Source organism: Aeromonas sp. DNP9, from assembly GCF_001728955.1.
Taxonomy (GTDB): domain Bacteria; phylum Pseudomonadota; class Gammaproteobacteria; order Enterobacterales; family Aeromonadaceae; genus Aeromonas; species Aeromonas veronii.
In genome coordinates, this window is record NZ_LYSQ01000021.1 from 97,162 (window position 1) to 112,543 (window position 15,382).

Here is a 15,382-nt window from a genome sequence, read left to right on the forward strand (position 1 = left end):
CCATGCAATTTTCTCTCGGGCCTCTGCTCTTCTACTGGCCCAAAGCCGATACCGAAGCCTTTTACCATGCCGCCGCCGACAGTCAGGCCGACATCATCTATCTGGGAGAGACCGTTTGCAGCAAACGGCGCGAACTCAAAGTCGATGACTGGATTACGCTGGCCCGTCAGGTGGCCAGCTCCGGCAAGCAGGTGGTGCTCTCGACCCTCGCCCTTATCTCCGCCCCCTCCGAACTCAAGGAGGTGAAGCGGCTGGTCGACAATGGTGATCTGATGGTCGAAGCCAACGATCTCGGTACGGTGCAACTCGCCTGGGAGGCTGGGATCCCCTTCGTCTGTGGCCCCGCCATCAACGCCTATAACGCCGATGTGCTGCGCATGTTGCTCAAACAGGGGATGAAACGCTGGGTCATGCCGGTGGAGCTCTCCCGTGACTGGCTGATCCAGCTCAATCAGGATCTGGGCACCCTGCGCGACCAATTTGAGGTCGAGGTGTTTGCCTACGGCCATCTGCCGCTCGCATACTCGGCGCGCTGCTTCACCGCCCGATCCCTCGACAAGCCCAAGGACAACTGCGAGCTCGCCTGCATCAACTACCCCACCGGACGACTGGCCAACAGCCGCGAGGGGCAACGGGTGTTCAATCTCAACGGGATCCAGACCCAGTCCGGTTACTGCTACAACCTGGGTAACGAGCTGGCTGGTATGGAAGGTCTGGTAGATGTGGTCAGGCTTTCGCCGCAAGGGATGGAGACGCTGGAGATGCTGGCCCGCTTCAAAGCCAACCGGCAGGGCCAGGCTCCCCTCCCCTTGCAGCAAGGAAGCGACTGCAACGGCTACTGGCGCCAGATCCCCGGTATGAGCCTGGTGGAGTAAACCCGCCATTCGCCCAACAAAAAGGCCTCATCGCGAGGCCTTTTTTACCACTATCTGGCAGTGGATCAGGAGGGCTGATCCCCCTTGTTACGAGCGCTCTGGGCACCTGGCGGCAAGGGTTTGCGCGCCATCAACTCCAGCTCCAGCAGCGCATAGCGGTGCTCGATAAAGTCATAGACGTTGTTGGATAAGGCCAGCTTGAAGTAGCTGATGGCTTCCTTGCGGTTGCCTTTGCCCAACTCGAACTTGCCCAGATAGAAGTAGGTTTCACACAGGCGCTCGGCAAGCTCCCGGTTATCCTTCACCCCTTTCACCACGTTGCCCATCAGCTGGGAAGCGTTGATCTCGCCGGTATAGAGGCGAACCAGATCCCAGTTCCAGGCGTCGTCATCGTACTTGTTGAGACGCTCGCGCATCCGGCTCATGGCGGCCGACGAGTCGAGTTTCTGCTCAGCCAGATAGAGCCAGATCACCCGATAGGGGTCTTCCGGCTGCGCCTCGTAGAAACGCTTCATATCGGCCGCGGCCAGCTCGGGACGGTTACCGTAATAGAGGGCGATGCCACGGTTGAGATAGGCATAGTCATAATCCGGCGCCAGCTCGAGGGCAGAATCGAAGGCATCATAGGCTTCGTCGTAATTCTGCTGCTGTACCAGATAGACGCCGATGAAGTTGTAGGCTTCGGCGAAATCCGGTTTCTCCCGCAGGGCACGGTTGAAATCGAGCCGCGCGAGGGAACGCAGACCAACCCGATCAAACACCACGGCACGCTCATAGAACAACTCTGCCCGTTGCTCGGTGGTCAGTTCCATTTCACTGAGCATCTGCCCGAGTCGGGCGAGCGCCAGCTCACTCTGGTAGGAGACCTGCAGGGGGGTCGCCAACACCAGTGAAGCAGGCTGCGGCTTGGGAACCTTGGGGGTGTTAACCTGACTGCTACTGCTGCAACCCCACATGGGAAGCAACAACAGGATACCGAGGAGGTATCCAATCCCTTTCCTGACGTTCAATGAACACTCCGACGCTTACGCTTGACCCCGCATATGGTAAAGGTCAACAGCCGCTTTGTCATGTAGCTGTGCCCCTCTACCTCAAATAAATCAGGATTCGACAGGGTATCCAGCATCGCACCAACCGCGAAACCCGCCGTCGACGCTGATCACCTTGCGATAACCCATCTGTTGCAGGTTGTCCGCAGCCAGAATGGAGCGAAAACCACCACCACAATAGAGGTAGAGCTCGGTCTCGAGATCCGGGAACTGGGTCTCGATATCCCGCTCAATCACGCCACGACCCAGATATCGGGCACCGGGCAGATGGCCTTTGGCCCACTCGCTCTCTTCCCGTACGTCGATCAGGTGAAACGTGCGCCCTTCATCCTGCCAGCGCTTGATCTGGTGAACATCGGTTTCGGTGATGCGGGAGCGGATCCCGTCAACCAGCGCCAAAAAACGGGGATTGTGATGCATGACAAACTCCTGTTGTTTAAATCATGTGCGTCAGCAAACGACACGCAGAGATAAGAAAAGAGCGCCATGAGGCGCTCTTCACTGTTACGGCAGGATTTCCTGTTGGTCCGCACCCTCTTTCTCTACCTGGGTTGGCAGCATGTGCTCGCGCTTGACGCCGAGGAACATGGCAAACGCACTCGCCACATAGATGGAGGAGTAGGTACCGAACGCCACACCGATCACCATGGCCACGGCAAAACCGTGGATCAGCGCACCGCCCTTGAGCAGCAGCGCCAGCACCACGATAAAGGTAAGGCCGGAGGTGATGATGGTACGACTCAGGGTCTCGGTCATGGAGAGATCCAGAATGTACTCGGTATCCCCTTTACGCACCTTGCGGAAGTTCTCCCGCAAGCGGTCGAACACCACGATAGTATCGTTCAGGGAGTAACCCACCAGAGTCATCAGTGCCGCCAGTACGGTCAGATCGAACTCGTACTGGAAGTAGGCAAAGACACCCAGCGTGATCACCACGTCGTGCACCAGGGAGAGAATGCCCCCCAGCGCCAGACGCCATTCGAAACGCACTGCTACGTAGGCCAGGATACAGAGGATGGAGGCCAGCATGGCCAGCGCACCGTCTGTCGCCAGTTCATCACCCACGGAAGGGCCGACGAACTCGACGCGTTTGAGCACTGCGCCCTCGTCGAGCTGCTTGGCCGCCGCCAGCACTTCGTTACCCTGTTGTTCTACCTTGACCCCCTCTTTCGGGGTCAGGCGGAACAGCACGTCACGGCTGGAGCCAAAGTGTTGCAGGGTTGCCCCTTCAATCTTCTGCTCTTCCAGAGCGTCGTGGATCTTGTCCAGGCTCACCGACTGCTGGAACCCCACCTCGATGGTGGTACCACCGGTAAAGTCCAGACCCCAGTTCAGCCCCCGATCAAACAGGAAGAACAGGGCTACCACCATCAGCACGGAAGAGAAAACCACACCCGGCTTGGCATAGCGCATAAACGGGATCGGTTTTTCAAAATGTAGAATCTGAAACATTTCTCTATCCTCAGATGGGCAGCTTGTCGATACGCCGTCCACCCCAAGCCAGGTTGATAATGGCACGGGAAACTGTGATGGCAGTAAACATGGAGGCGGTCAGACCAATGCCCAGCGTCAGGGCAAAGCCCTTGATGGCGCCAGTACCGATTCCGAACAGGATCACACAGGTGATCAGCGAGGTCACGTTGGAGTCGGCGATGGTGGAGAATGCCCGATCAAAGCCCAGATGGATGGCTTGCTGAACACCGCGACCGTTGCGGATCTCTTCACGAATACGCTCGTAGATCAGTACGTTGGCATCCACCGCCATACCCAGCGTCAGGACGATACCGGCGATACCCGGCAGGGTCATGGTGGCACCAGGGATCATCGACATGATGCCGACAATCAACACAAGGTTCATACAGAGCGCCAGGTTGGCAACCCAGCCGAACGCGCGGTAGTAGATCCCCATGAACAGCACGATCACCAGCATGGCCCAGCCGATGGCTTCCATACCGCTGTCAATGTTCTGTTGACCCAGGCTCGGGCCAATGGTGCGCTCTTCCACGATCTGGATCGGGGCGATCAGGGCACCGGCACGCAGCAGCAGCGCCAGGTTGTGGGCTTCGTTGGCATTGTCGATACCTGTGATACGGAACTGGCTGCCAAGACGCGACTGGATGGTGGCGACGTTGATCACCTCCTCCTGCTTGCGGAACTTGCGCTTGCCATCCGGACCCGGTTGACCGACCGGCTTGTACTCGATGAAGACGGTCGCCATCCCTTTACCGACGTTGTCCTTGGTAAAGTTGGCCATCTTGTTGCCACCCTGGCCATCCAGCTTGATGTTGACCTGGGGACGGCTGTACTCGTCGAAACCGGACTGGGCACCCACGATGTGGTCACCGGTCAGGATCACCCGCTTTTGCAGCACCACGGGACGACCGTTGCGATCGTTGTAGACCTTGGAGCTGGGCGGGACACGGCCGTCTGCCGCAGCCTGGATGTCGGCAGTCTCATCGACCATGTGGAATTCCAGGGTCGCGGTTGCCCCCAGGATCTCCTTGGCGCGGGCGGTATCCTGAATACCGGGCAGTTCAACGACAATGCGCTCGGCGCCTTGCTGTTGTACCAGCGGCTCGGCCACGCCCAGTTCGTTGACCCGGTTACGGATGATGGTGATGTTCTGCTCGAGGGCGTACTTCTTCACTTCCTTGATCTTGGCTTCGCTCAGACCAGCCAGCAGGATGAACTCATCCCCTTTCTGCTCGGTCGTGAAAGTCAAATCAGGGTTCTGACGACGCAGATGAGAAACGGCGCGTTCCTGATCGGCTTCGTCACGGAAGATCACCTGCACCTGATCTCCGACCCGGCGTACGCCGGAGTAACGGATCTTCTGGGTGCGCAGCTCGGAGCGGAAATCCTGCACCATCTGCTCTTGCTGCTTGGTCAGTGCTTCGGCCATGTCCACTTCCATCAGGAAGTGCACACCACCGCGCAGATCAAGACCCAGCTTCAGAGGCGCCGCACCGATGGCTTCGAGCCAGGCGGGAGTGGAAGGTGCCAGGTTGAGTGCGGTAATGAAGTTGTCGCCCAGCTTGTTGGCAACGATATCGCGCGCCTTCAGCTGGTCTTCGGTGTTCTTGAAACGGATCAGGATAAAACCGTGCTCGAATGCAGCATGTTTGACCGGGATCTTGGCCGCTTCAAGGGTCTCTTTCACCAGATCAAGAGTATCTAGCTTGACTTCGGCACCACGGCTGGCAGAAACCTGCAAAGCCGGATCTTCGCCGTAAAGATTGGGGGCTGCATATAGAAAACCGATGGCGATCACCAGGATCACCATCAGGTATTTCCACAGCGGATAGCGATTCAACACGCTGTGCTCCTTGGGAGATTAAAGGGACTGGATAGAACCCTTGGGCAGAACGGCAGAGACGAAGTCCTTTTTGATGGTGACTTGAGTCTGGTCGTTCAGGGCGATCACCAGGTAATCGCTGTCTGCAGCCACTTTGGCAATTTTGCCAACCAGGCCACCAGAAGTGAGCACTTCATCACCCTTGGACAAGGAGCTCATCAGATTGCGGTGATCCTTGGCACGCTTGGCCTGGGGACGATAGATCATGAAGTAGAAGATCAGGCCGAATACGGCCAGCATGATGATCATTTCCATACCACCACCCTGTGCACCCGGTGCTGCGCCTTCTGCATACGCCTTGGAGATAATGCTCATTTAACAACCTCTTATTGATGTAGATTTAAAAAAACAAAATTATATGTTGTTGTTATTTAACGTCATTTTCAGCTAACGGAGGCACAGGCTTCCCTTGCCGACGGTAAAACTCTGTTACAAAGTCGTCTAATTTACCCTGCTCGATCGCGTCCCGCAAACCCTGCATCACGCGTTGGTAATAACGCAGGTTATGAATCGTATTCAGACGGGCACCGAGGATCTCGTTGCACTTGTCCAGATGGTGCAGGTAGCTGCGGCTGTAGTTCTTGCAGGTGTAGCAATCGCATTCGGCATCCAGGGTGCTGGTGTCGTTGCGATGCTGGGCGTTGCGGATCTTCACTACCCCATCAGTGGTGAACAGGTGGCCGTTGCGGGCGTTGCGGGTCGGCATGACGCAGTCGAACATGTCGATACCGCGGCGCACCCCTTCCACCAGATCTTCCGGCTTGCCGACACCCATCAGGTAACGCGGCTTGTCGGCCGGAATTTTCGGACAGACGTGCTCGAGGATGCGGTGCATATCCTCTTTGGGCTCACCCACGGCCAGACCGCCGACCGCATAACCGTCGAAACCGATCTCCAGCAGCCCCTTGAGGGAGACATCACGCAGATCTTCGTAGACCGAGCCCTGAATGATGCCGAACAGGGCGTTCTTGTTGCCCAGCGCATCAAACTTTTCACGGGAGCGCTTGCCCCAGCGCAGGGACATCTCCATGGACTTGCGCGCTTCTTCATAAGTGGCCGGGTACGGGGTGCACTCGTCGAAGATCATCACGATGTCGGAGCCCAGATCGTACTGGATCTCCATGGACTTCTCGGGGTCGAGGAAGATCTTCTCGCCATTGATGGGGTGACGGAAGTGGACGCCCGCTTCGGTGATCTTGCGAATATGGCCCAGGCTGAAAACCTGGAAACCACCGGAGTCGGTCAGGATCGGGCCCTGCCAGTTCATGAAGTCATGCAGATCGCCGTGGGCACGCATCACTTCCTGACCCGGACGCAGCCAGAGGTGGAAGGTGTTACCCAGCAGGATCTGGGCGCCGGTTTCACGCACTTCTTCCGGGGTCATCCCCTTGACGGTGCCGTAAGTCCCGACCGGCATAAAGGCCGGCGTTTGTACCACACCACGTTCGAAGACCAGTTGACCGCGACGGGCACGGCCGTCGGTGGTTTTCAGTTCAAATTTCATTGCTACCTCGGCTGCGTCAGATAAACAGTCTGACAATAGGAGGGCCGCTCACGGCCCGGTAAATAAGCTGAAGCTTATGCTTCAACCTGGCGACGGGTGACGAACATGGCGTCCCCGTAGCTGAAGAAACGGTACTGCCCGGCCACGGCTGCCTGATAGGCCGCCATCACGTTGTCATAACCGGCAAAGGCGCTGACCAGCATGATCAGGGTCGACTCCGGCAGATGGAAGTTGGTGACCATGGCATCGACAATCTGGAACTTGTAACCAGGGAAGATGAAGATATCGGTGTCACTAAAGAAGGGCGCTAGCGGTTTGCCCTGCGCCAGGGTGACCTTGGCCGCGCTCTCCAGCGAACGCACCGATGTGGTCCCCACCGCGATCACCCGACCACCACGGGCACGGGTGGCCGCGATGGCATCTACCACCTCTTGCGGCACTTCCGCATACTCGGAGTGCATGTGGTGATCTTCAATCTTCTCAACCCGCACCGGCTGGAAGGTCCCCGCCCCTACATGCAGGGTGACGAAGGCCGTTTCAACCCCTTTGGCCCGAATTTTCTCAAGCAGCGGCTCATCAAAGTGCAGGCCGGCGGTCGGCGCGGCAACGGCGCCCGGCTTTTGATTGTAAACGGTCTGGTAGCGCTCCTTGTCGGCATCCTCGTCGGGACGGTCGATATAGGGGGGCAGCGGCATGTGGCCGATGGCCTCCAAAATCTCCAGCACCGGACGCGGGTCGAGGAAGTGGATCTCGAACAGGGCGTCGTGGCGGGCGCGCATCTCTGCCTCCACACCACCATCCATGATCATCCGGGTGCCGGGCTTGGGCGCCTTGGAGGCACGGACATGGGCCAGCACGCTGTGCTCGTCCAGAATGCGCTCGACCAGTACCTCCAGCTTGCCGCCGCTGGCCTTCTGGCCAAACATGCGCGCCGGAATGACACGGGTGTTATTGAATACCAGCAGGTCACCCGGATTGAGCTGATCCAGCACATCCACAAATTGACCGTGGCGCAGGGCGCCAGTCTGACCATCGAGCTGCAACAGGCGGCTGGCGGTACGCTCTGCCATCGGATAGCGGGCAATCAGCTCGTCTGGCAGATCAAAATGAAAATCGGATACTTGCATCTTTCACCTCGGGGGGAATCGGCGGCTAGTCTAGTTATCCCCATCTTCCAAGGCAACCCAAAAGACCAAAAACCCAAGAGAGACAAGGGGTAGCGAGCAATATTGAGACACACCTCCGGTTAATGATTCTTTAATGTTCTGTATTGACCCTGATCATGTTTTGCCAGTTGGGGCTGGGCTAGGGTGAAAGCAGATACACAAGGAGGCCCACCATGATGACCCTATCCGAAATCATGACCGAACACCCCTTCACTCTGGGTCCGTCAAACAGTGTCAAACAGGCGATGGACCTGATGCAGCAGGAGCGGATCCGCCACATTCCCATCGTCGACGAGCAGCACCACCTGCTGGGGTTGGTAACCCTCACCGATATCCTGGCCACCCGTGAATCCAAGCTGCTGCTCATCAGCCCGGAGCGGGAAGCAGAATTTACCGACAGCGTGCAACTCGACGAGATCATGACACGGCAAGTGGCGAGCGTAGATCCTCACGCCGGCATCAAGGAGGCGGCACTTTACCTGCAGCGGCACAGATATGGCTGCCTGCCAGTACTCAAAGGACGCAAGCTGATCGGCATTGTCACCGAGTCGGACTTTATTTCCGTGGCCATCAACCTGCTGGAATTGATGGAAGAGCAGGAACCACCTACCGACTTTTGATAGATCGCCATGTAATTAAATTACAATAAAAGCGTTTTCAGTCGTCAAAATAAGCTGAAATGATGAAACACTTTCATTTTGATTGAAAAATTACACCAAATGCTTGCCTTGTGATCTGCGTCACACTATCATCCCTCTCATGCAATAGTTGCCGAGGGGGAGACGAGGGATTGTGCACCCATTATCTTCCTCTCATATGTCTGCAAGTTTGCACACCCCGTAGTTAGTCTTTGCTGTAAAGCATTTGTTTATATAGCCATTCCTTGTTTGATGACCCGGCCCTGTCGTTGCGATAGCGCCGGGATTTTTTTATCCGCGTTTTCTGCTCTCCCCCTTGCCAACACATCCCCCATCGCTGCAAGCAGCTGCATCAACCTCCTGCGCCACCTGTTTGCACCACCGTTTATCTCATCGTGTCATCGTGGATCTGCACACCCCTTCTTATGCCTTGAAAAGGCGATGTAGCGCACAGATATTGAACCACGACAAGGAGTTATCTCAGTAGGCCAGAGATATTCATGTTAGGTACAGCCATAGTGAGCTATCTAATAAGTAGATTTAAGCGATTCAAAATTGCGGCTTTTATCGATTAGCGGAAGCCCCTATGATGAATCCATCGAAAGTTAAGCGCCTCGTCTGGCAAGACTCTTCAACACCAGACCGGCATATGTACATCACCAAGGAGCAATTACATGTCTACCTACATCAACACTGAAATCAAGCCGTTCAATGCTACCGCCTACCACAATGGCAAATTCGTTCAGGTGTCTGACGCTGACCTGAAAGGCAAGTGGTCCGTGGTCTTCTTCTACCCGGCTGACTTCACCTTCGTTTGCCCGACCGAGCTGGGCGACCTGGCTGACAACTACGCTGAATTCCAGAAACTGGGCGTCGAGATCTACTCTGTCTCTACCGATACCCACTTCACTCACAAAGCATGGCACGACACTTCTGACACCATTCAGAAGATCCAGTACCCGATGATTGGTGACCCGACTGGTACCATCACCCGCAACTTCGGCGTGATGATCGAAGAAGCTGGTCTGGCTGACCGCGGTACCTTCGTAATTGACCCGCAGGGCATCATCCAGATCGTCGAGATCAACGCTGGCGGCATCGGCCGTGACGCACTGGAACTGCTGCGCAAAGTTAAAGCGGCCCAGTACGTTGCCTCCCACCCGGGTGAAGTGTGCCCGGCTAAATGGAAAGAAGGCGAAGCCACTCTGGCCCCGTCCCTGGACTTGGTAGGCAAGATCTAAGCCTCCCGCTTCCAAGACCGGCCCGCATAAGGGCCGGTCTGCTTTCCGGCATTGCCAAATAGGCCTGAAAGCAGACCGACTCACATTTAATGCCAACTCGCCATTACAAGAAGGAATTCGACCATGTTGGATACCAACCTCAAACAACAGCTGAACACCTATCTGCAGTACATCGTCAATCCCATCGAGATCAGCGTGTCCGGCAACGACAGCGACAAATCTGCAGAGCTGCTGGCACTGGCCAGCGAGATCGCCGAGATGTCCCCCAAGATCACCCAGACCTCTGGCACTGCCGTTCGCAAGCCTTCCATGAGTGTCGCGCCGCAGGGCCAAGCCCCGCGCGTTCACTTTGCCGGCATCCCCATGGGTCATGAATTTACCTCTCTGGTGCTCGCCCTGCTGCAAAGCGGCGGCCACCCCTCCAAGGCCGATGCAGCCGTGCAGGAGCAGATCCGCAATCTCAAGGGCGAGTTCCACTTCGAGACCTATATCTCCCTCTCCTGCCACAACTGCCCGGACGTAGTACAGGCTCTCAACCTGATGGCGACCCTGAACCCCGGCATCACTCACACCATGATCGACGGCGCCCTGTTCCAGGAAGAAGTTGCCGAGCGTCAAATCATGGCGGTACCGAATGTCTACCTGAACGGCCAACCGTTCAGCCAGGGCCGTATCTCGCTCGAAGAGATCGTCGCCAAACTCGACACCGGTGCCGCCGAGCGCAAGGCCGCCGAGCTGAATGAGAAAGATCCCTACGATGTGCTGGTCGTGGGCGGTGGCCCGGCTGGCGCCGCAGCGGCCATCTATGCCGCTCGTAAAGGCATTCGCACCGCCATCGTTGCCGAACGTTTCGGTGGTCAGGTGATGGACACCGTCGGCATCGAGAACTTTATCTCAGTGCCCTACACCGAAGGCCCCAAGCTGGCCGCCAGCCTGGAGCAGCACGTCAAAGAGTACGGCGTGGAAGTGATCACCGAGCAGCGTGCCGCCGCCATCAGCAAAGATGGGTATGTGAACGTGGATCTCGCCTCTGGCGCCACCTTGAAGAGCCGCGCCGTGATCCTGGCTACCGGTGCCCGCTGGCGTGATCTGAACGTACCGGGCGAGCTTGAGTACCGCACCAAGGGCGTGGCCTACTGCCCGCACTGCGATGGTCCCTTCTTCAAGGGCAAGCGAGTAGCTGTGATCGGTGGCGGTAACTCCGGCATCGAGGCAGCGATCGATCTGACTGGCATCGTCGAACACGTCACCGTGGTGGAGTTCGCCGACACCCTGCGTGCCGATGAAGTGCTGCAGAAGAAGGCTCGCTCCATGGGCAATATCGACATCATCATGAGCGCGCGCACCACCGAAGTGATCGGTGATGGCAGCAAGGTGGTCGGTATGGACTACGAAGATCGCACCACAGGTGAGATCAAACACCTGGCGGTGGCGGGTATCTTCGTCCAGATCGGCCTGGTACCGAACACCGAGTTCCTGAAAGGGAGCGAGATTGCCCTGACCCGCTTTGGCGAGATCGAGATCGATACCAAGGGTGCGACCTCCCTGCCCGGCGTCTACGCCGCAGGGGATGCCACCACGGTACCGTTCAAGCAGATCATCATCTCCATGGGTGCTGGCGCCACCGCCGCACTGGGTGCGTTTGATTACCTCATCCGCAACCCGGCGCCGGAAGCGACCAAAGCTGATGCTGTAACCGCCTGATAAAACCAGCGCAACAAAAAGCCGACGCTCGATTAAGTAAACACGAGCGTCGGCTTTTTTATATCTGCATCGATGCGCAATAAAAACCCCGCAGCAAATAGCGGGGTTGTTCATGACTGGACTTCAACGACGGGTATCACTCCAGCAAGAAAACAGCCTCGATATTATCACTTACCGTGATCTGCTGTTGTTGATAGCTGTTGTCCGCCATATCCGGCGCGGGAGCAGCCATCGCCATGGCCTGCACCACCTTCAGGTTGCGGCTGTAGGCGGTAATGGGCGAAGCATTGCGGTACTCCACACTGTAAACCTTGCCAAGCTTCATCCCGAACGCCTTGGCCAGAGATTCAGCCTTGGTTTTGGCATCCTCAACTGCATTCAGACGGGCCTGCTCCTTGATGACCTGCGGCGACTTCAACCCGTACTCAATCTGGGATACGGACTCCAGCCCGGCTTTGAGTGCGGTATCCATCAGGGGGCTCAACTTGTCGAGCTGATAGAGCTTCACCGCCAATTGTCGCTGGGCACGGTATCCCAGCAATACCGGCTTCTTGTTTTCACCATACTGATATTCCGGCGAGACCATCAGGTTGCCAGCCTCAACATCGCTGCGCTTGATCCCCAACCCTTCCAGTTGGCTGAAAAAGGCTGCAACCTTGGTATCGACCTGCTGCTTGGCCTTGAGGCCCTGCTTATCCAGTGCACTCACCGCCACATTGAGGGTCAGCATATCGGGTTCGGTCTTCTGCTCGGCATAACCGCTCACCACCAGATGGGGCGCTTGCGGCACTTCAATCGCCAGCAGCGGAGCACTGACAACCAGAGCGGAAAGAGTAAGAAGGGGACGCCACATAGAAAAAACCTCAATCGGAAAGATTGAGGTCATTATGCCCGTGCAGCTACGGGATTCATATATCGTGCAAGGGGGGGAGCTGATCCAGTATCTGATTGGTCAGATCGAGACTAATGGTGACCATGCTGCCGGGATCCTGGCTCTGGTTTGCCATATCCAGCGCAGGAGCCGCGCCACAGACCAACACCTCATCATCGAAATGGAACGAGTCCCACGACAGAACGTGTCCTTGCACCGCCTGTCCGATATTGGTGCCACCACTATCCTCCTCCATCGCAGACCAAGGGATGGTATCAGATGGCCCTAGCAAATCTTGCAACAACGGAGAGTGAAAACTGGCCAGAGGATACTCCTGCTGCCCCTGATAATGGCCAACCAGAATCATGTTATAGGCAGACTCGGTATCCATGACCGGCACATAAGTGATAGAGGCCGTAGCGAAATCAACATAGAGCGAGCCCGCTACATCACCGGCCTCATTCTCAATCTCCATCCCATCCAGCCGATCCCCCGCGATCGAGGCCTGATAGCCAAACTGGCCTGCGCAGGTAATGTTCCCCTGCCCATCCCAGCTATAACGGATGCCATCAATGTCGACCCAGTTGAATGACTGCATGATTACCCCTCTCCTCTACTGCCGCTATCTTATCTATCCCCTTGAGGAAAAAACAGGGGCCAGGCAAGCCCAGCCCCAAGACAAGGTTACGGATCAACCTTCAAGTTACCGTCATCCAGCAACTTCTGAATAATCTGCAAGTCACTGTTACCCAGGGTCGTCAAGTCAATACTGTCAAATTTTATGACGTGGGTGGTTCCTCCATTCGTACCATCCAAATCAATAGTCAATGTTGATTTGTTTGTGCCTGGCCCACCACTACTGAAATTGAGGTACGCATCAAGCGAACCAGAGTTGGCATGTTCGCCAGTGAGCAGCTCGCTGATATCCAGTACATCTCCGCCAGTGCCGGTGGTGAAGTCTTTGATGACATCCACACCACCGATATCACCCGCCCCCCACTTAAAGGTGTCTTTACCGCCTCCACCTGTCAGGGTGTCAGACCCTGTTCCACCAATCAGAATGTCGATACCATTACCACCAATCAGGATGTCATTCCCTTTTTGGCCATAAAGCACATCATTACCGTCGCCACCTTCAAGGGTATCATCGCCACCGACAGCCCCTTCCTTACCATACACTGCATGCTGGCTGTAAAGTTCGTTGAGCAGTTGCCCACCACTCTTGCCCGGATTGTCTGCCACAAACTCGAACCAGCCACCATCCACATTGTCTGCATGAATGCTGTCACCAAAAATCACGTCGTTGCCTGCACCGCCCTGCAACAGGTCTGAGCCGACACTAACAGCGGTAAAGAGCGAGCCCAAGCCACTGGACAGGTCATCAAAGCTGTCTACGGCGAGGTAGTTATCTGGCGTGTTGTCAATCGCATTGAGGTTATTGCCAAATGATGCACCGGATGGCACCCCGATCCCGACCGCATTAATCACCACCCCAGGAGCCGTCAACACATTCAGGGCTGTCATACCGTTAGCAATCTGGGTTGAATTGGTCCAGCTTCCAACAGTTGGCTCCCCGTCCGTAAGGAAGTAGACATACTTATGATCTGCGACAGGATCCCCGATCATCATGGTATTAAGAGTTGTCAACGCAGCCTGATAGTTGGTCCCCCCCCCTGAGCGAGTTAGATTACTGACAGCCTGCTGAGCAGCGGTAACCGAGGAATAGGTACCCACAACGTTGCTATTATCTGCAAACGTACCAATCTCGACTTGCAACTGTGATATGCCACTGAACTTGGCCAGCAAGTTATTGATGGCATCTTTCATGAGCTGGAATTCAGTGCCGCTAATACTTCCCGACATATCGATCATGAACGTCAGGTTGTAACTACCCGAAGTCACTCCCCCAACATCACCGATCAATACATCTGCCCCAACTCCACCCACTATTGCCCCATCCACATCCGGAGCAAGAAGAGGGTTGGGACGAACGTGATCGTCAATAGCTGTGCTGGCTCCGGAACCTGTGTCATTGGCATTGCTACCAACCACCAGGACCGGATTGATAATGGTCAACTTGGCACTGCTGGTATCTCCATCGCCATCCTTGATCTTGTAAGTGATCTCGACAGGTGCCCCCTCAGCTCCTCCTGATGGTGGTGTGAATCGATAATCACCATCATTTTCAATGTAGAGGGTGCCCTTATTGGTACCCAGTGCGATAGAGAAAGAGGTATTGCTGTTATTAAAGGTGTAGGTTGTTCCGTTGTACTCTACAGAAACCAGTTTGGGCGTACCAAAACCGTCGGCACCAGCACTGTCATTGGCTGTCACATTGCCATCAATTACCTGTGTCAGGTTGGTCAGTGTTCCCGACAGCTGACCCGCGGTATTGATCACCACCACATTGTTGTTGTGAGCGCCACTCGGTGACCACGCGACACTTTGCAGGTCGGCATCAAGTACGCTGGTTGAGCCAATCCCCACGGCATATGCACCATCAATGCCTTTTTGCGTCAGGAAGTTTGTCCAGTCATTGCGCTCTGTGGCGTTAATTGCCTCATCAGCCGAACTGGGCACTCCATCCGAAATGAAGAATACAAAGGTGTTATCAGCGGAAGGCGGTGTCCCATAATTGTCCCGAACCGCTTGCAAAGCATCATCGTAGTCAGTAGAACCGCCAGAAGAGATGCTAGTCAGCTGACCAGTTACCTGATCCTTGGTCAGCCATACCTGACTGCCGACACTCTTGACAGTGGCCGAACTATCAAAATCAACCAGCATCACCTTGACCAGCGAGTTGCCATAGCTGTTCATCAGATTCGTTACAGCATCCTTAATAACCTGCATATTGGTATTACCAATACTGCCTGAGCTATCGAGAACCAGCACTAGGTTGACAGTGCCATTAGTGCCACTGGTAATGGTATCAGCTACAGCACTCGGACCATCGTCCTTAAAGGTGATAGCAAGCCCGCT

Annotated in this window: 15 protein-coding genes; 4 read left to right on the forward strand and 11 right to left on the reverse strand. The window is 55.9% G+C overall.

From position 1 onward, the window contains the following. Positions 1 to 2 precede the first annotated feature (2 nt). Positions 3 to 875 carry a U32 family peptidase gene (locus A9G06_RS15350; protein WP_058059534.1) on the forward strand — a complete coding sequence of 291 codons (873 nt, stop codon included), beginning with the start codon at positions 3 to 5 and terminating at the stop codon, positions 873 to 875. A gap of 65 nt (positions 876 to 940) precedes the next feature. Here the strand turns inward: A9G06_RS15350 and nlpI are convergent, their stop codons facing one another. From nlpI to queA, 7 genes are all read right to left on the reverse strand, one after another. After that, positions 941 to 1,885: a lipoprotein NlpI gene (gene nlpI / locus A9G06_RS15355; RefSeq protein WP_290439007.1), complete on the reverse strand. Its 945-nt coding sequence runs from the start codon at positions 1,883 to 1,885 to the stop codon at positions 941 to 943. 90 nt (positions 1,886 to 1,975) lie between these two features. Then, positions 1,976 to 2,344: a rhodanese-like domain-containing protein gene (locus A9G06_RS15360; protein ID WP_019446086.1), complete on the reverse strand. Its 369-nt coding sequence runs from the start codon at positions 2,342 to 2,344 to the stop codon at positions 1,976 to 1,978. Positions 2,345 to 2,428: 84 nt separating this feature from the next. Further along, entirely contained in the window at positions 2,429 to 3,376 is a 948-nt protein-coding gene (gene secF / locus A9G06_RS15365) for a protein translocase subunit SecF (RefSeq protein WP_005337322.1), read from the reverse strand. Between the two features lie 10 nt (positions 3,377 to 3,386). Then, positions 3,387 to 5,240 (reverse strand): protein translocase subunit SecD, encoded by a 1,854-nt coding sequence (gene secD, locus A9G06_RS15370; protein ID WP_005337324.1) that lies wholly within the window; start codon positions 5,238 to 5,240, stop codon positions 3,387 to 3,389. Between the two features lie 18 nt (positions 5,241 to 5,258). Beyond that, positions 5,259 to 5,594 carry a preprotein translocase subunit YajC gene (yajC, locus tag A9G06_RS15375; RefSeq protein WP_005337327.1) on the reverse strand — a complete coding sequence of 112 codons (336 nt, stop codon included), beginning with the start codon at positions 5,592 to 5,594 and terminating at the stop codon, positions 5,259 to 5,261. Between the two features lie 52 nt (positions 5,595 to 5,646). Then, positions 5,647 to 6,783 (reverse strand): tRNA guanosine(34) transglycosylase Tgt, encoded by a 1,137-nt coding sequence (gene tgt / locus A9G06_RS15380; protein WP_069555774.1) that lies wholly within the window; start codon positions 6,781 to 6,783, stop codon positions 5,647 to 5,649. A 74-nt stretch (positions 6,784 to 6,857) separates the two neighbouring features. Next, positions 6,858 to 7,910 carry a tRNA preQ1(34) S-adenosylmethionine ribosyltransferase-isomerase QueA gene (gene queA / locus A9G06_RS15385; protein ID WP_021229691.1) on the reverse strand — a complete coding sequence of 351 codons (1,053 nt, stop codon included), beginning with the start codon at positions 7,908 to 7,910 and terminating at the stop codon, positions 6,858 to 6,860. A 212-nt stretch (positions 7,911 to 8,122) separates the two neighbouring features. On the opposite strand from queA, the gene A9G06_RS15390 reads away from it, so the two are divergent. Then, positions 8,123 to 8,569: a CBS domain-containing protein gene (locus tag A9G06_RS15390; protein ID WP_005337333.1), complete on the forward strand. Its 447-nt coding sequence runs from the start codon at positions 8,123 to 8,125 to the stop codon at positions 8,567 to 8,569. Positions 8,570 to 8,817: 248 nt separating this feature from the next. On the opposite strand, the gene A9G06_RS22480 is transcribed toward A9G06_RS15390, so the two are convergent. Further along, positions 8,818 to 8,940: a hypothetical protein gene (locus tag A9G06_RS22480; RefSeq protein WP_290439008.1), complete on the reverse strand. Its 123-nt coding sequence runs from the start codon at positions 8,938 to 8,940 to the stop codon at positions 8,818 to 8,820. Positions 8,941 to 9,261: 321 nt separating this feature from the next. On the opposite strand from A9G06_RS22480, the gene ahpC reads away from it, so the two are divergent. Together ahpC and ahpF are read left to right on the forward strand one after the other, a co-directional pair. Further along, a complete protein-coding gene (ahpC, locus tag A9G06_RS15395) occupies positions 9,262 to 9,828 on the forward strand; it encodes an alkyl hydroperoxide reductase subunit C (protein ID WP_005337335.1) in 567 nt (188 codons plus the stop codon). A 123-nt stretch (positions 9,829 to 9,951) separates the two neighbouring features. Beyond that, on the forward strand, positions 9,952 to 11,532 hold the full coding sequence (ahpF, locus tag A9G06_RS15400; RefSeq protein ID WP_069555775.1) for an alkyl hydroperoxide reductase subunit F: 1,581 nt from the start codon (positions 9,952 to 9,954) through the stop codon (positions 11,530 to 11,532). Between the two features lie 136 nt (positions 11,533 to 11,668). Here ahpF and A9G06_RS15405 read toward each other — a convergent pair whose 3' ends face one another. The 3 genes from A9G06_RS15405 to A9G06_RS15415 all read right to left on the reverse strand — a co-directional run. Continuing rightward, positions 11,669 to 12,385, reverse strand: a complete 717-nt coding sequence (locus A9G06_RS15405) for an SIMPL domain-containing protein (protein ID WP_021229694.1) — start codon at positions 12,383 to 12,385, stop codon at positions 11,669 to 11,671. 55 nt (positions 12,386 to 12,440) lie between these two features. Further along, the gene (locus A9G06_RS15410) at positions 12,441 to 13,001 is read right to left on the reverse strand and encodes a hypothetical protein (RefSeq protein WP_069555776.1); all 561 of its coding nucleotides are present in this window, start codon (positions 12,999 to 13,001) and stop codon (positions 12,441 to 12,443) included. Positions 13,002 to 13,087: 86 nt separating this feature from the next. Next, the coding region (locus A9G06_RS15415) for a VWA domain-containing protein (RefSeq protein ID WP_139126255.1) at positions 13,088 to 15,382 on the reverse strand (2,295 nt) is incomplete at its 5' end.